The organism is Streptomyces sp. NPDC048002, assembly GCF_040653275.1.
Taxonomy (GTDB): domain Bacteria; phylum Actinomycetota; class Actinomycetes; order Streptomycetales; family Streptomycetaceae; genus Streptomyces.
Genome location: NZ_JBEZNL010000016.1, coordinates 1 through 16,111, shown reverse-complemented (window position 1 = coordinate 16,111; position 16,111 = coordinate 1). Strand labels below are relative to the sequence as shown.

The following is a 16,111-nucleotide window of genomic DNA, read 5'->3' as shown; positions in this document are numbered from 1 at the left end:
CGCGCGGCACCCCGACGGTGCCGCGCGCCGGGCGCGTCGGCTCACCGGGCCACGCCCGACAGCAACACCATCCCCGAGTCGCCGTAGTCGGGGAGCGTCGGGTCGGAGTCGATGTGGGTGACCGACAGCTCCCGCGTCAGGGGTGAGAAGACCGAACTGACCCGGTCCGGGTCGATCGGGCAGCCCGGCCAGCGCGAGGCCGGGCCGATGCGGTAGGTCGGCATGTTCTCCATGAAGGCCGCCACCAGGTACCCGCCCGGCGCGACACAGCGGACGAAGGCCCGGCAGAACGCGGTGAACTCGGCGAGATCCTCCGTGGCGCCCTCCGCGACGAAGTGCATCGACGCCAGACCGTAGGTGTCGGCCGGCAGGTCGCGCACGTCCGCGTGCACCACGTGCACCGGTGCCAGCGCGCGGGCCGGGGTCGGCGGCACGGCGGGGTTGAGCCGCCGGCACAGCGTGTGGAAGGGCTGCCAGCTCGCCTCGGGCCCGCACATGATCTGCCGCTCCAGATAGGCCACGTTCCCGGCGCCCGCCTCGACCGCCTCGATCCGGCGGCTGACCGCGGCCGCCAGCATCAGCGGATACAGGTTCGGGCCCGCCCCGAACTCCACCGAGCGGTCCACCGAGGCGGGCGGCAGACGCCGGTAGAAGGCCGAGTGGTGCGCGATGACCGCCGCGTCCGAGGGATGCACGTCCCGGTAGTTCTCCGCGAGGTAGTCGGCGACCGGCCAGCGGTCCCAGTCGACGTCGTCGTTGTGGGTCGTCATGGCTGCACCAGCCCCGGTGCCGGGGCCGCGGCGGCCCGCTCCGTCCGGCGGCGCAGCGGATACCGCTCCGCCAGCCGGGCCAGCGTGCCGTTCAGCCGTTCGACGTCCTCGTCGGAGTTGAGCGCCGTGAGCTGGACGCGGAAGCCGACCCGGTCGCGGGGCACGAGCGGGTAGGCGGCGAGCGTCACATAGATGCCCTCGGCCCAAAGGAACCGCCCGACCGCCTCCAGGCTGTCGGGATCGGCCAGCGGGATCTCCAGGATCGGCAGGCCGTCGCGGTTGAGGCAGTGCACGTCCAGACCGGCCAGGTGGTCCAGCACCCGGGCCGTCTTGCGGTGCAGATCGGCCCGCAGGGCGTCCCCGCGGCGGTCGTTGACCTCCAGGCCCGCGAGCGCGGTCGCCAGCGACGCGGTGGGCGAGGGGCCGGAGTACAGGTAGGGCGCCGCGGCCGTCTTCATCCGGTTCTTCAGCTCGGTCGGCAGGGCCACGAAGGCCAGCAGCGACGAATACGCCTTGGAGAACCCGGCGACCAGCACGATCCCCTCGTAGGACTCACCGGCGTACCGCACCACGCTGTTGCCGCGCGACCCGTAGGAACACGGCTCGTCGGGACCCCGCTCGCCGATCACCCCGAAGCCGTGCGCGTCGTCGACGTACAGCGTGGCGCCCCGGTCGCGGCACACGGCGGCGAGCGCCGCGAGGTCGGAGACGTTGCCGCTCATGCTGTTGACACCGTCCAGGCACACCACCCGGGGTCCGCCGGTGGGGGCCGCGGACAGCAGCGCGTCGAGTTCGCCGGGCCGGTCGGCGTGGAAGCGGCGCAGGGTGGCGCCCTGGCTGCGGGCCACCAGGCAGCCGTCGTAGACCGTGCGGTGGGCGGTGGCCTCCACGAAGACATGGCCCTGTTCCGCGAGGACCGGGATGACCGACGCGTGGATGAGGGTCAGGGTCGGCAGCAGCAGGGTGTCCGGGGCGTGCAGCAGCTCCGTGAGCCGCTCCTCGATCTCCGGGTAGAGCCGTGGACTGCCCAGCAGCCGGGACCAGCTGGGATGGGTGCCCCAGCGGCGCACCGCGGGTTCGACCTCCGCGATGATCTCCGGATCCCAGTCGAAGCCGAGGTAGTTGCACGAGGCGAAGTCGATCAGCCAGTGGTCGCGGCACCGGATGTGCCGGCCGCGCACCTCGTCCAGCACCGCGTCGCTCATCGGGCTGGTGCGCCGCAGCCGTTCGAGGTCCGCCGCCCGGTTCGGGCGGGCCGGCGCGGTGGCGCGCGCGGGCGCCGGACGCGCGGGCCGGGAGGCCGGCGTACGGCCGCCGCCGCGCCGCCGCAGGACCCGCTCGGTCTGGTCGATCGTCATCGGGCGGGCGAACAGATAGCCCTGCCCCAGCCGGCACCCCATGCCCGCCAGCAGATCCCGCTGTGCCGGGTCCTCGATGCCCTCGGCGATCACCTGGAGGCCGAGGGTGTCGGCGAGCCGCACGATGCCCTCGACCAGGGCGACCTGCTGGGTGTCGCGGGTGATGTCGTCGATGAAGGACTTGTCGATCTTCAGTACGTCGATGGGGAAGTCCCGCAGATAGCGCAGCGAGGAGAAGCCGGTGCCGAAGTCGTCGACCGCGATCCGTACGCCCAGGTCCTTCAGGGTGTGCAGGACGGCCTGCACCTCGGTGTCCCGCCGCAGCAGTACCGTCTCGGTCAGCTCCAGCTGGAGCGAGCCGGGCGTCAGCCCGGGGGTGCGCAGCGCGTTGCCGACCTGGTCCAGGAAGGCGCCGTCCCGGAACTGCCGGGCGGAGACGTTGACGCTGATGAACGGCTGGCCCTCGCGCGGCCGCGTGAGCGCGGGCAGCCCGGCGAAGTCGCTGACGGCGTTCTTCAGGACCCAGGCGCCGAGCGCGGCGATGTGCCCGGTCTCCTCGGCCAGGGTGATGAACTGCTCCGGCAGGACCGGCGGGCGCGGTGCGCCCGGCCAGCGCACCAGGGCCTCGAAGCCCACGACCTGGCCCACGGAGATGTCCACCACCGGCTGGTAGCGCAGGGTGAACTCCTCGTCGGCGACGGCCTGTGCCAGCCGGCTCTGCATGTCGTGCCGCTCCACCATCCGCGTGTGCAGCAGCTGCTGGAAACGCCGCCACTGCCGTTTGCCGGCCGCCTTCGCCGCGTACAGGGCGAGGTCGGCGTGGCGCAGCAGTTCCTCCGCGTCCGTGCTGTCCCGCGCGGTGGCCACGCCGACGCTCGCGGACACGGTCACCGTCTCGTCCGCCAGCATGAACGGCCGGGACAGCGCCTGGATCACCTGCGCCGCGAGCAGTTCCGCGTCCAGGGGCTCCCGGGCGTCCTCCATCAGCACGGCGAACTCGTCGCCGCCGAGCCGGGCCGCGGTGTCGGTGCGGCGCAGGGTGCGGGAGAGCCGGGTGCCGACGGCGTCCAGCAACTGGTCGCCCGTGGTGTGCCCGAGGGTGTCGTTGACCTGCTTGAAGTCGTCCAGGTCGATGAAGAGCAGACAGGTCAGCGCGGACTCGCGGCGGCCGCGGAGCAGGGCGCGCTCGATCCGCTCCAGCAGCAGGGTGCGGTTGGGCAGCCCGGTGAGCGAGTCGTGGAAGGCGCGCTGGGTCAGCTCCTGCTGGAGCCTGCGCTGCTCGGTCACGTCCCGCAGCGTGACGACCAGCCCGCCCACGGTGGGTTCGGCACGGAAGTTGGTGCAGCGCACCTCCACTTCGACGTGCCCGTCGCGCCGGTGCACCCACCAGTGGTCGTGTCCGGGCCGGGACTCGTCGTCCCGCATGGACGCCAGGGCGCGGGCCGCCCGGGGCCGGTCCCGGGCGTCCATCAGGTCGGGCAGGGAACTGCCCGCCAGTTCCGAGGTGCCGAAGACGGAGCCGGCCGACGGGCTGGCGTACCGGATGGTGTCGTCGTCCTCCACGATCAGGATGACGTCGGAGGTGTTGCGCACCAGCGTGCGGAAGTACGCCTCGCTCTCCCGGCGGATCACCTCCTGGCGCAGCTTCACCCGCTCGACGGCGAGACCGGCGTGCGAGGCGAGGATCTCCAGCGAGCCCCGGGTCTCGGCGAGCCGCCGTGCCGGCCCGCCCACCAGCAGCGCGCCCGCGGGGCCGTCCGAGGGCCGGTCGGGCTGGGTCATGGGACAGACCAGCACCGCCGGAAGGCCGGCGAACTCGGTGGCGAGGGCGGCGCCGAGGGCGTCGGGGGTCGTGAGATGGGAGGTGCGCAGGGCCGGGTCCTCGGTCTCCTCGCTCGACAGCACCCGGGTCCGGTGGCGTACGTCGGGTCCCAGGAACCGGTCGACGGCCGCCTCGCAGGAACCGGTCACGTCGGGCAGCCGGAACGCCGAGACCAGGGAGGCAGCGGCGTGGCGCAGCGCGAGTTCCCTCGTCACCGCCCTGCGGTGGGCCACGACCATGACCGCCAGACGCAGGATCACCAGCAGGAACAGCACGGCCGAGAAGGCCGCGATCACGGCGGCGTCGTGGGCGGCGCCGCGGATCGCCTCGTGCAGCAGGATGCCCGGCGCTATGAGGGTGGCGAGGGCCAGCAGCAGCAGTCTGCGCGCGGGGGGCAGGAGGGACTCGCGGGTCGGCACGGACGCGGTCAGCTCCACCATGGCCGGGTTGAGTGCGGCCAGGCCCCAGGCGGTGTACCAGACGATCCAGCCGGCGTCGAGCAGGGTGCCCGTCTGCCACATGCCGTTGAGCTGGAGGATGCCGTAGGCGATGTCGAAGAGGAGCAGCGTCGAGGTACCGATCACCAGGAACTGCACCGACCTGTTGGGCTTCAGCGGGGTCGGGGCCAGCAGGCGGACCAGCAGGGCCAGCACCAGCACGTCGCCCAGGGGGTAGGCGATGCTGATGGCCCGTTGCTGCCAGGTGAGGCCCTCCACCTCGGTGAGCGGCTGGACCAGGTACACCCACACCGGCAGCGCGAGGCCCGCGGTGAAGATCAGTGCGTCCAGCAGGCTGGGCAGGTCCTTGCCCGCCCACCGGTAGCGGACCAGTCCGGACAGGCCGATGGCGAAGAGCGGATAGGTCGCGAGGTAGAGGGCGTCGGACGGGGAGGGGAACGGGTTGGGGACGTCGAAGTACGTCTCCATCACGTTGTAGTAGGTGTCACCGGCGATGAAGGTGAGCAGTCCGGCCGCCAGGGTCCACCAGGGCCAGCGGTGGGCGGGTCGGTGCAGGTGGACGCCCAGCAGGACGGCGCCGACGCCCATCAGGCCGATCATGGCCCAGACCGGGGTGAGTGCGGCGGGGACGGTCAGGTAGACGGTGGTGGCGACCGCGACCAGCGTCACCAGTACGGCCGTCGGCCGCTGTTGCAGGTGCAAGCTCATGCGCCTCCCCGCCTGGGAGGGGCCCTGCCGTCCACCTGGCCGGGGCCTTTACCGATCTTAGGCAGCGCCGGTCGGCCCGTGCATCTTGGCGGGAGGGCGCGCCGATCAGTCCCGGCCGCGGTGGAAGCGCGTGTGCAGCGCGTGGACCTGGTCGGTCAGTTCGGGCACGGGGCCCTCCACCGTGACGCCGGGCGCCACGTCGTTGACCGGCAGGGCCCGCACCGGTGCTGCGGGCACGCCCAGTTCGGCCAGCCAGCCGGTGAGCTGCTCGGTCGAGGCGGCGTACACGATGCGCCCGAGGCCGACCCAGGCGTGCGCGGCCGCGCACATGGGGCAGTGCTCGCCGGAGGTGTACACGGTGGCGGCGGCCCGCTCCTCGGGCGTGAGGTGTGCCGCCGCCCAGCGGGCCAGCTCGAACTCCGGATGCCGGGTGCGGTCCCCGGACGCGACCCGGTTGTGGTCCTCGGCGAGCACGGTTCCGTCCGCCCCCACGAGCACCGATCCGAAGGGCTCGTCGCCCGCGTCCAGCGCCTGGGCCGCCAGCTCCACGCAGCGGCGCAGGTACGGCAGTTCGGAGTCCTTCACGGCCATGGCGTACGTCCCTTCTCGCGGGGGCGGTCCCGCTCCGGTGATCTTCTCCCGCACCCTACGCCCGCCGTCCGTTGCTACATGCTTTCGCGAGAGTTATAGTCTCTAACGTAAATGAGAAGCGATAGCCCGCCCGGCGCACCCGCGCCCCGCGCTCCTGACAAGGGGTCAGTCATGTCCGTTCCCGCCCAGTCCCTCCATGTCGTCCTCGGCTCCGGGCCCGCCGGTACGGCGCTCGCCGGTGAACTGGCCCGCAGGGGCCACCCGGTGAGGCTCGTGGACCGCAAGGGGGAGGGGCCCGCGCCCGCCGGCGCCGAGCGGTTCGCCGCCGACGTCGCCACCGGCGAGGGGGCGAGGGCGGCCGTCGCCGGTGCCGCCGTGGTCCACCACTGCGTCAACGTCGGCTACCACCTCCAGGTCGAGGTGATGCCCCGCGTCCAGGAGGCCGTCCTGGCCGCCGTCGAGGGCGTCGGCGCCCGCCTGGTGGTGCTGGACACCCTGTACCCGTACGGCGAGACCGGGGGAGCGGTGATGACCGAGGACACCCCGTGGCGGGCGACCACGCGCAAGGGGCGGATGCGCGCGGAACTGGACCGGCGCTATCTGGACGCCCACCGCGAGGGGCGGGTCCGTGTGGTCCTCGGCAGGTCCGCCGACTTCGTCGGTCCCGGCGTGCTCAACTCCACCCTCGGCGGGGCGGTCTTCCCGGCCGCGCTGACCGGGGGCGAGGTGCCCGGCATCGGTGACATCGACCTGCCGCACAGCTACACCGCCGTCGGTGACGTCGCCGCGGGGCTCGCCACGCTCGGTGAGCGCCCCGAGGGCGACGGCCGCGTCTGGCATCTGCCGACCGCGCCGGCCGTCAGCACCCGCGAGATCTTCCGGCTGATCGAGCAGCGGGTGGGCCGTCCGTTGAACGTCGTTCCGGTGCCCGAGGCCCGCCCCTTCGGCCCGTTCGACGCGGAGTTCATGGCCGAGTACGCGGAGATGTTCTACCAGCACACCGAGCCCCAGATCGTGGACTCCTCGGCGTTCGAGCGGGCCTTCGGGGCGGCCCCCACCCCGCTGGCCGAGACCCTCGACGCCACCGTGCGGTGGTACGCCGAGTGGCTCGGCCGGCGGTGATCAGCGGCGGGCCCGCGAGCGGTCCAGGGCGGCGACGCCGAGTGCGGCGAGGCCGATCTGGATGAGCCATTCGACCCAGTCGACGCCGTCGGTCGAGCGGACGTCGAACGCTCCCGCCAGGGCCGTACCCACCAGGGCGGCCACGATGCCCACGACGATCGTGAGCAGGATTCCGATGCGCTGACGTCCCGGCACGACCAGTCGGCCCAGGACGCCGATGACGATGCCGATCACGATCGCGCTGATGATGCCGGAGATCTCCATCTCCACCCCACCCTTTCTCCTCAAGTGCTCACCACGCGTGTGCCCTTGGGCCGCCCCCTCATTCCCGCGCCGATCGACGGATTCGAGCACCTGCGCGAGAGCGCACGGCGCCGGCCGGTCCGCTCGCCCGGGACCGGCCGGCGCTTCCTCCTCCGTTGTCTCCTGTTCCTCACTTCGTGGTCGTCACGGCTTGGGGGAGCTCTTCGCCGCCGTCATCGCGCACATCAGGCCCAGGATCACGGCCAGTGCGCCGATGACGATGTTGTTCCACACGACGCCCGCGTCCGGGCTGCTGCCGACGATCCACGGCGAGACGATCATCCAGGCGCCCAGCGCGCACATGGCCCAGCTCAGGCCGTACATGCGATCCGGGGCCCGGGTGAAGCCCAGTGCGAGCAGGGCGATGGCGATGCCGATGACCAGGTTGTGCGGTACGAGGTCGGGCTGGCTGGTCGTGTAGTGGACGATCCACGGGGACACCGCGCAGTACAGACCGAGCAGAAACACCGGTCCGTCCACGAGCGCCACATCACGACCGCCGAGCATGCGGGCGTAGCGTTCCCGCATTTCCAGTGCGTCGGGGTGACTGGTGATGTCACCTCTGGTGGGCGAGACGTTGGCCATGACTCGTCTCCTTTGACTAGCAGGCCTGACCGTTTCCGGGGCGGTATGCGAGGAAGCGCCACCCCCGTCCATTCTGCGCTTATTTTCCCTTTATGTGTAGAGGTCGGTACAGGTCCGTCTACACACTCAGCGCCTCCCGCACGGTGCGCTCGGCGTCCTGCCCGCCCTCCCCCTCCGAGGTGACCCGGCCCGCCTCCAGCACGCAGTACCGCTGCGCCGCCCGCATGGCGAAACCGACGTGCTGCTCGACCAGCAGCACCGACAGACCGCCGCGCGCGGACAACGCCAGGATCGTCTCCTCGATCTCCGCCACCACCGAGGGCTGGATGCCCTCGGTGGGCTCGTCCAGGAGCAGCAGCCGGGGCTCCGTGACCAGGGCGCGGGCGATGGCCAGCTGCTGACGCTGCCCCCCGGAGAGCAGCCCCGCCCTGCGGTTCGACAGCGCCCGCAGAGCCGGGAAGAGGTCCAGCGCCTCGGCGGTCGCCGCCTTGCCGCGCCGCCGGCCGTCGGCGACCAGCTGGAGGTTCTCGGCGGTGGTCAGGTGCGGGAAGGACTGCTGCCCCTGCGGCACGTACGCCATGCCGCGCGCCACCCGCTCGTGCGGCCTGCGTCGCGTGATGTCCTCGCCGTCCAGCCGTACGCTGCCGCTCACCGGGGTGAGCAGGCCGACGGCGGCGCGCAGCAGGGTGCTCTTCCCGGCGCCGTTGTGGCCCAGCACGGCGGCGACCCCGTCCTTCGGCACCCGCACGGACACGCCGTGCAGGACCGTGCTGCGGTGGTAGCCGACTCGTATGTCGTCGATCTCCAGCATCTACGCCTCCTGTACCGCCGCGTCGGCGGGTGCGTGCCCCAGATAGACCTCCTGCACCTTCGGGTCGGCCTGTACCTCGGCGACCGTGCCCTCGCTGAGCACCCGGCCCGCGTGCAGCACGCTGACACTGCGGGCGAAGGAGCGCATGAAGTCCATGTCGTGCTCGATGACGACGACGGTCCGCTCCGCGCTGATCCGCTCCAGCAGCTCACCGGTGGCCTGCCGTTCGTCGTGGCTCATCCCCGCGACCGGCTCGTCGAGCAGCAGCAGCCGCACGTCCTGCACGAGGAGCATGCCGATCTCCAGCCACTGCTTCTGACCGTGCGCGAGCGTCCCGGCGGGGGAGTCGGCCAGTTCGGTGAGCCCGATCGTCTCCAGCGCCCTCGCCACCGGCTCGGGAACCGACCTGCGCCGCCGCAGCATGGTCCACACACCGCGCCCGGCGCCGGCGGCGATGTCCAGGTTCTGAAGCACCGTCAACTCCTCGAAGACCGTGGCGGTCTGGAAGGTGCGGCCGATGCCCGAGCGGGCGATGCGGTGCACGCTCCGGCCGAGCAGCTCCGCGCCGCCGAACCGCACCGAGCCCTCGGCCCGCGCCAGCCCGGTGACGGCGTCGACCAGGGTCGTCTTGCCCGCGCCGTTCGGACCGATGAGGAAGCGCAGATCGCCCGGCCGGACATCCAGGTCCACACCGTCCACGGCGGTGAAGCCGTCGAAGGATACCCGCAGTTGACGAATCTCCAATCCTGCCGGCTGCTCGCTCATGCTGCTTCTCCCACGGAGAGGGCGGGGGTCCGCCGAAGGGTCCGGCGCCGCCGTACGATCGAGGCGAGCGAGGCCAGCCCGCCCGGCAGGAACGCCAGCGCGACGATGAACAACAGGCCCTGGAAGTAGGTCCACGCCGCCGGGAACTCCTCCGACAGCGCCGTCCTGGCCCAGGCCACGCCGACCGCGCCGAGCACCGCGCCCACCAGGGAGGCCCGGCCGCCCACCGCCGCGCCGATCACGAACTCGATCGACGGCACGATGCCGATCATCGCGGGTGAGATGATGCCGACCGCCGGCACGAACAGCGCGCCCGCGAGTCCCGCCATCCCGGCCGCCACCACGTACGCGACGAGTTTGACGTTGGCCGGGTCGTACCCGAGGAAGCGCACCCGCTCCTCGGAGTCCCGTACCGCCACCAGGAGTTCGCCGTAGCGGCTGTGGATCAGCTGCCGGGCGAGGGCGATCAGGGCCAGCAGGCAGGCGGCGATGACGAAGTACACCATCCGCTGGTTGACCGGGTCGTCGAGGTCGTAGCCGAAGAAGCCCTGGATGTCGGTGAGTCCGTTGGTGCCGCCGGTGGTGGCCTGCTGGCCGATCAGCCAGATCGCGAAGGCAGCGGCGAGGGCCTGGCTCAGGATCGCGAAGTACGCGCCCTTCACCCGGCGCCGGAAGATGAACGAGCCGAGGACCGCGGCGACCGCCATCGGCAGCAGCACGGTCGCGGCGATCGCGAACAGCGGGTTCTCGAACGGCTTCCACCACCAGGGCAGTTCGGTGGCGGTGCCGTACAGGGACATGAAGTCGGGCAGGTTGCCCGGACCCGCGTCGGCGATCTTCAGATGCATCGCCATCGCATAGCCGCCGAGCCCGAAGAACACGCCCTGCCCCAGGGTCAGCAGTCCGCCGCGGCCCCAGGCCAGACAGATACCGACCGCGACCATGGCCGTGCAGAGGTACTTGGCGAGCAGGCCGAGCCGGAAGTCGGACAGGGCCAGCGGCGCCACCGCGAAGAGCAGGGCGGCGGCCCCGGCGAATCCCGCCGCGGCCCGCGCGGAGCGTCCCTTGAACAGGTTCATACGAGACTCCTGGTGCGCAGCGTGTACAGCCCCTGGGGCCGCCACTGGAGGAACGCGACGATGGCCACCAGCACCAGCACCTTGGCGACGCTCACGGTGGTGGAGTACTCCAGCACCGCCTGGAGCGCCCCCAGGACGAAGGCGACGATGACGCTGCCCTTGAGCTGGCCGATCCCGCCGACCACGATCACCAGGAAGGCGTCGATGATGACGTTGGTGCCCATCGTCGGGCCGATCGGACCCACCAGGGTGAGCGCGACGCCGGCCACGCCCGCGAGACCCGAGCCGATGAAGAACGCCGTCCGGTCCACCTTCGAGGTGGAGATCCCGGACACCTCCGCGAGGTCCCGGTTCTGCACCACCGCCCGGATCCGGCGGCCCAGCGGGGTCAGCCGCAGCGTCAGCGCCAGGGCCACGACCGCCGTGACCGCCAGGGCGAGGATGAACAGACGGCTGTTGGCGAAGGTGAGCGGATCGTCGCCGCCGATGACGGTGATGTGGCCGGTGAGCCAGTCGGGCGCCCGGGTCTGCACGTTCGGCGCGCCGAAAATGTCCCGGGCGAGTTGCTGGAGCATCAGGGAGACGCCCCAGGTGACGAGAAGCGTGTCCAGTGGCCGCAGATACAGACGGCGAATCAGCAGCCATTCGAGCAGCGCGCCGAGGACGCCGGAGACGAGAAAAGCGACGGGAAGCGCGACCAGGAGCGAAATTCCCGCTCCGGAAATGGACTTCTGCAGGACGTATGTGGTGTAGGCGCCCGCCATGATGAACTCGCCGTGCGCCATGTTGATGACGTTCATCTGGCCGAAGGTGAGCGAGAGACCGAGCGCGATGAGGAGCAGGACGGCACCGATGCTGATGCCGGTGAAGGTCTGACCGAGGATCACGGTCACAGGGCGGCTCCGGGGGACGGACGCCGCGGGCCCCGCCGAGGGGCCCGCGGACGGTGACGGTCGGTCAGGAGAGGCCGGAGGCCCAGTCGTAGCCCTTGAGGTACGGGTCCGGCTTGACGGGCTCGCCGGAGTTCCACACCTCCTTGATCAGTCCGTCGGTGCCGATCTCGCCGATCCGGGCGGTCTTGTAGATGTGCTGGGTGGCGCCGTCCACGGTGACCTTGCCCTCGGGCGCGTCGAAGGTGATGCCGTCGGAGGCGGCCTTGACCTTCTCCGGGTCGAAGGACTTCGCCTTCTCGACCATCGCCTTCCACAGGTAGACGGAGGTGTAGGCGGCCTCCATCGGGTCACTGGTCGGCTTGTCCTGGCCGTAGGCGTCCTTGTACGCCTTCACGAACTTCTCGTTCGCCGCGCCCGGGGTGGTCTGGTAGTAGTTCCAGGCCGTCAACTGGCCCGCCAGGTACTGGGAGCCGATCGACTTGACCTCCTCCTCGGCGATCGAGACGGAGACGACCGGCATGGACTTCGCGGTGAGCCCGGCGGACTTGTACTCCTTGAAGAAGGCCACGTTGGAGTCGCCGTTGAGGGTGTTGAAGACGGCGTCCGCCTTCGACGCCTTCACCTTGTTGGCGATGGTGCTGAACTCCGTGGAGCCGAGCGGCGCGTAGTCCTCCCCGAGGACCGTCATGCCGTTGGCCTCCGCGTACGCCTTGATCTCCTTGTTGGCGGTGCGCGGGAAGACATAGTCGCTGCCGACCAGGTAGATCTTCTTCAGGCCCTTGCTCTTGAGGTAGTCCAGCGCGGGGACGATCTGCTGGTTGGTGGTGGCGCCCGTGTAGAAGATGTACGGGGACTGCTCCAGGCCCTCGTACTGCACCGGGTAGAACAGGAGCGACTTGTTCTTCTCGAAGACCGGCTTGACCGCCTTGCGGCTGGCGGAGGTCCAGCAGCCGAAGGTGGCCGCGACCCGGTCCTCCCTGATCAGCTTCTGGGCCTTCTCGGCGAAGGTCGGCCAGTCGGAGGCGCCGTCCTCGCTGATCGGCTCGATCTTCTTGCCGAGCACCCCGCCCGAGGCGTTGATCTCCTCGATCGCCAGCTTGAGCGCGTCTCGTACGGTGACCTCGCTGATCGCCATGGTGCCGGAGAGCGAGTTGAGCAGACCGACCTTGACCGTGTCGCCGCTGACGTCGGCCTGGGCGGCCTTGTCGGACGTCGAACCGCCCTCGTCGGTCTTGGCGCCGCACGCGGAGAGCACCACGGCCGCCGTGAGTGCCGCGCCGCCGGCCAGGAAACGCCGCCGACGTATACGAGAAGCGCTGGAGCCGTTGGAACCGCTGGAACCGCTGAACAATGGAACTACCCCCTCGGGTATGGAGGACGACAACCTCCTGAAGCGCGGTCCACAGACTCAAGTCCCCCTGTTTCCAAGGTGTTTCGCGCTACTTTCCCCAAGGCAACAAAAAACGCCCCGGTGTTCTGCGACCTGCGTTCGGAAAACGCATTCACAATTCGCCCGAGGCATTCTAATTACTTTCTGTGGGAAGTATCTTGGCGGCGCCCGGGGCCTGTCAAGGGCCGGGGCCCTGAAGGTCCAGCTCGGTCAGTACGTCGAAGTCGAGCCCCTCGGCGCGGGCCAGGTAGATCCGCTGCCGGACATGACGCCCCCTCAGACGCAGCAGCCCGCGCGGCCCTTCGTAGGAGACGGTGTCGGCCGCCGCGCCGATCGCGGTGACGTCGAGGGTGCCGGCCCGCCGCAGCAGCGCGGCGAGCAGCAGCACCCCCTCGTAGCAGGACTCGCCCAGACTGCCCAGCGCGGGCGCCTCGACGCCGTACCGGCCGGCGTACTGGCCGTGGAAGTCGAGGGTGCCCTGGTTGGCGAGCGAGGCGAAGAACCCGGCGGTGCTGTACAGGTCCTCGGTGGCCGAAGGACCGCTCGCCATCAGCATGTTCTCGTCCATCAGGGTGCTCAGCCGCAGACAGCGGGCGGGCAGACCGAAGGCGGCGAACGCCCGGTTGAAGCGCACCGCGTCACTGCCCACCAGCAGCATCAGCACGGCGTCCGCCTCCGAGCGTTCGATGTGCCGCAGCACGGGCTCGAAGTCATGCGTGCCCAGGGGGAGGTAGACCTCACCCTCGACCGTGCCGCCCGACGCGTGGGCGTAGCCGTGCGCGGCCCGTGCCGTACGGCGCGGCCACACATAGTCGTTGCCGACCACGAACCAGCGGCGCACCCGCCGCTCGTTCGCCAACAGGGTCATGGCGGGGCGTAGTTGGTCGTGCGGCGTCTCACTGGTGAGGAACACCCCGGCGGTGTGCTCGCCGCCCTCGTACAGGGCGGTGTAGACGTAGGGCACCCGATGGGCGATCCTCGGCGCCAGCGCCTGACGCACCGAGGAGATGTGCCAGCCCGTGACGCCCTGCACCACGCCCAGGTCCACCAGCGCCTCCACGTGGTCGGCGATCTCCCGCGGCGTGCCGCCCCCGTCCACCGGCACCAGCCGCAGCTCCCGGCCGAGCACCCCGCCCGCCCGGTTGACCTCCTCGGCCGCCAGCCGCGCGCACAGCTCGCAGGTCGGCCCGAAGATGCCCGCCGGCCCCTGCAGGGGGAAGACCAGCGCCACGCCGAGCACGGAGTCGTCGGCCGTGAACCACTCGGGGGTCGAAGGACGGTGCCGGAACATGGCGTCATGATTTCGGGTCCGCCCGGTGAACTCCAGCCTGTCTCCTACGATGTACGCACCCCGTGACCTAGGAGCACGATGCCAACCTCATCCGCGCGTCAGCCCCGAGATCTGGTGCAGCTCCTGACCCGGGCCGAACGGCTGGTCGCGCGCCGTCTCCAGCGGGTCCTCGACGAGGAGGGCTGCTCGCTGGACGCCTGGCGGGTGCTCGCGCTGCTCTCCGACGGGCAGGGGCACCACATGACTGCCGTCGCCGAGGCGGCCTTCCTGCCCCCGCCGACGCTCACCAAGCTCGTCGACCACCTCGTCGACCTCAATCTCGTCCACCGCCGTGTCGACCCGCTGGACCGGCGCCGCATCCTCGCCCACCTCACCCCGCGCGGAGCGGACTACTGGCGCCGCGTCGACCGGGCCGTGCGCGCGGACTGGCCCGCCCTGAGCGACGGCGACGACGAACTGCTGCGGGCCCTGCTGGACCGGCTCGCCACCGGACTCGACGAGTCCACCCGGGTGTGACCGGCGCGTCGCGCAAAGTTACCCACCTGGTCGGGGAATCAATTCGGGCACAGTAAAGGTTGGCATTTACATCCAACCGTTCGGGGCCGCACCCGTCGGCCCGCGCACCACCAGCGAGGCACCGTGAACGACCCAGCCGACACCGTGGCGCGACTGCGCGCCGCCTTCCGCACCGGCCGCATCAAGCCCGTCGAGTGGCGGGTCAGCCAGCTGCGCCGACTGCGTGACCTGCTCACCGAGAACGCCGGCGACCTGGCCGCCGCGCTCCACGCGGATCTGGGCAAGAGCGCCACGGAGGCCCAGCGCACCGAGATCGGCTTCACCGTCCGCGAGATCGACCACACCCTCGACCACCTCCAGGAGTGGCTGCGCCCCGAGGACGCCCCGGTCCCGGCCCACCTCGGCTCCGACGCGCGCGCCTGGACCCAGTACGACCCGCTGGGCGTCGTCCTCGTCATCGCCCCCTGGAACTATCCCGTCCAACTCCTGCTGACCCCGCTCCTCGGCGCGCTCGCGGCGGGCAACGCGGTCGTCGCCAAGCCCAGTGAGCTGGCCCCGGCCACCTCCGAGGTCCTGGCCCGGCTGCTGCCCGCCTATCTGGACCCCGAGGCGGTGGCGGTCGTGGAGGGCGGGGTGCCGGAGACCACGGCGCTGCTGGCCGAGCGTTTCGACCACATCTTCTACACCGGCAACGGCACCGTCGGCCGTGTCGTCATGCGGGCCGCGGCCGAGCACCTGACCCCCGTCACCCTGGAACTGGGCGGCAAGTCACCGGCGTTCGTGGACCGCGACGCGGATCTGGGGGTCGTCGCCGACCGGCTGGCCGCCGGCAAGTTCCTCAACGCCGGGCAGACCTGCGTCGCCCCCGACTACGTCCTCACCGACCCGGCGACCGCCGAGGCTCTGGAGACCGAGTTCGTCCGCGCGGTGGAGGCCCTGTACGGGGCCGACCCCGCGGCCTCGGGGGAGTACGGCCGGATCGTGAACGAACGGCACTTCGACCGGCTGACCGCGCTGCTCGGCTCCGGGCGCGCGGTGGTGGGCGGCGGCAGCGACCGCGCCACGAAGTACATCGCGCCCACGGTGCTGGCCGAGGTAGACCCCGCCTCGCCCGTCATGCGCGAGGAGATCTTCGGCCCGATCCTCCCGATCGTCACGGTGGCCGGGCTCGACGAGGCGATCGACTTCGTCAACGACCGGGACAAGCCGCTCGCCCTGTATGTCTTCTCCGCGTCCGAGGGGACGCGGGAGCGGTTCGCCGCCGAGACCTCCTCGGGCGGTCTGGGACACGGGCTGCCGCTCGCCCATCTCACCGTCTCCGACCTGCCGTTCGGCGGAGTGGGGGAGAGCGGCACCGGCAACTACCACGGCCGCTACTCCATCGAGACGTTCAGCCACCGCAAGGCGGTGCTGGCGAAGCCGCTCGGCTGACGGCCGGGCGTTCCGCGGAACACGACGGCGGGCCGCATCCCCTTCTGGGGAGGTGCGGCCCGCCGTCGGTGCGGGGCTCAGCGCGTGACGAGGAGGCCGCGGCTGCGCAGGACCCGCCGTTCGAGCGGGCTGAAGATCAGCAGGTCGATGGCGATGCCGACGAGCAGGATCAGGAAGATGGCCAGGAAGACCTGGGACATGCTCGCGTTGTTGCGCCC

At 71.2% G+C, this 16,111-nt stretch carries 13 protein-coding genes and 2 pseudogenes; 3 read left to right on the top strand and 12 right to left on the bottom strand.

Annotation, left to right across the window (positions count from 1 at the left end):
- Positions 1 to 41 precede the first annotated feature (41 nt).
- The 3 genes from AB0E07_RS20575 to AB0E07_RS20565 all read right to left on the bottom strand — a co-directional run bounded on the left by AB0E07_RS20575 (position 42) and on the right by AB0E07_RS20565 (position 5,707).
- Entirely contained in the window at positions 42 to 770 is a 729-nt protein-coding gene (locus AB0E07_RS20575; RefSeq protein ID WP_362253778.1) for a class I SAM-dependent methyltransferase, read from the bottom strand.
- Positions 767 to 5,116, bottom strand: a complete 4,350-nt coding sequence (locus AB0E07_RS20570) for an aminotransferase class I/II-fold pyridoxal phosphate-dependent enzyme (protein WP_362253775.1) — start codon at positions 5,114 to 5,116, stop codon at positions 767 to 769. The genes AB0E07_RS20575 and AB0E07_RS20570 overlap by 4 nt, the downstream gene beginning before the upstream one ends.
- A 105-nt stretch (positions 5,117 to 5,221) precedes the next feature.
- Positions 5,222 to 5,707, bottom strand: a complete 486-nt coding sequence (locus tag AB0E07_RS20565) for a nucleoside deaminase (RefSeq protein WP_362253772.1) — start codon at positions 5,705 to 5,707, stop codon at positions 5,222 to 5,224.
- 171 nt (positions 5,708 to 5,878) lie between these two features.
- Here AB0E07_RS20565 and AB0E07_RS20560 point away from each other — a divergent pair, with 171 nt between their 5' ends.
- Positions 5,879 to 6,829: an NAD-dependent epimerase/dehydratase family protein gene (locus AB0E07_RS20560; protein ID WP_362253768.1), complete on the top strand. Its 951-nt coding sequence runs from the start codon at positions 5,879 to 5,881 to the stop codon at positions 6,827 to 6,829.
- Here AB0E07_RS20560 and AB0E07_RS20555 read toward each other — a convergent pair whose 3' ends face one another.
- The 8 genes from AB0E07_RS20555 to AB0E07_RS20520 all read right to left on the bottom strand — a co-directional run bounded on the left by AB0E07_RS20555 (position 6,830) and on the right by AB0E07_RS20520 (position 13,946).
- The gene (locus AB0E07_RS20555; RefSeq protein ID WP_362254167.1) at positions 6,830 to 7,093 is read right to left on the bottom strand and encodes a GlsB/YeaQ/YmgE family stress response membrane protein; all 264 of its coding nucleotides are present in this window, start codon (positions 7,091 to 7,093) and stop codon (positions 6,830 to 6,832) included.
- Between the two features lie 183 nt (positions 7,094 to 7,276).
- Positions 7,277 to 7,717, bottom strand: coding sequence for an SPW repeat protein (locus AB0E07_RS20550; protein ID WP_362253765.1), 441 nt, complete (start codon positions 7,715 to 7,717; stop codon positions 7,277 to 7,279).
- Positions 7,718 to 7,835: 118 nt separating this feature from the next.
- On the bottom strand, positions 7,836 to 8,528 hold the full coding sequence (urtE, locus tag AB0E07_RS20545; RefSeq protein WP_362253762.1) for an urea ABC transporter ATP-binding subunit UrtE: 693 nt from the start codon (positions 8,526 to 8,528) through the stop codon (positions 7,836 to 7,838).
- Positions 8,529 to 9,293, bottom strand: a complete 765-nt coding sequence (gene urtD / locus AB0E07_RS20540; RefSeq protein ID WP_362253759.1) for an urea ABC transporter ATP-binding protein UrtD — start codon at positions 9,291 to 9,293, stop codon at positions 8,529 to 8,531. It lies immediately after the preceding gene.
- Complete coding sequence (urtC, locus tag AB0E07_RS20535; RefSeq protein ID WP_362253756.1) at positions 9,290 to 10,372, bottom strand: urea ABC transporter permease subunit UrtC; 1,083 nt, start codon at positions 10,370 to 10,372, stop codon at positions 9,290 to 9,292. The genes urtD and urtC overlap by 4 nt, the downstream gene beginning before the upstream one ends.
- Positions 10,369 to 11,265, bottom strand: coding sequence for an urea ABC transporter permease subunit UrtB (gene urtB / locus AB0E07_RS20530; RefSeq protein WP_362253753.1), 897 nt, complete (start codon positions 11,263 to 11,265; stop codon positions 10,369 to 10,371). Before urtB ends, urtC begins: the two co-directional genes overlap by 4 nt.
- A gap of 64 nt (positions 11,266 to 11,329) precedes the next feature.
- Complete coding sequence (urtA, locus tag AB0E07_RS20525) at positions 11,330 to 12,616, bottom strand: urea ABC transporter substrate-binding protein (RefSeq protein ID WP_362253750.1); 1,287 nt, start codon at positions 12,614 to 12,616, stop codon at positions 11,330 to 11,332.
- Positions 12,617 to 12,833: 217 nt separating this feature from the next.
- Positions 12,834 to 13,946, bottom strand: coding sequence for a substrate-binding domain-containing protein (locus AB0E07_RS20520; protein ID WP_362253748.1), 1,113 nt, complete (start codon positions 13,944 to 13,946; stop codon positions 12,834 to 12,836).
- A 78-nt stretch (positions 13,947 to 14,024) separates the two neighbouring features.
- Between AB0E07_RS20520 and AB0E07_RS20515 the strand changes: the two genes are divergently transcribed.
- On the top strand, positions 14,025 to 14,462 hold the full coding sequence (locus AB0E07_RS20515; RefSeq protein ID WP_362253745.1) for a MarR family transcriptional regulator: 438 nt from the start codon (positions 14,025 to 14,027) through the stop codon (positions 14,460 to 14,462).
- A gap of 114 nt (positions 14,463 to 14,576) precedes the next feature.
- Positions 14,577 to 15,893: pseudogene (locus tag AB0E07_RS20510) on the top strand (aldehyde dehydrogenase family protein); the annotation flags it as partial.
- Positions 15,894 to 15,970: 77 nt separating this feature from the next.
- Here the strand turns inward: AB0E07_RS20510 and AB0E07_RS20505 are convergent.
- A pseudogene (locus AB0E07_RS20505) lies at positions 15,971 to 16,111 on the bottom strand (ABC transporter permease); the annotation flags it as partial.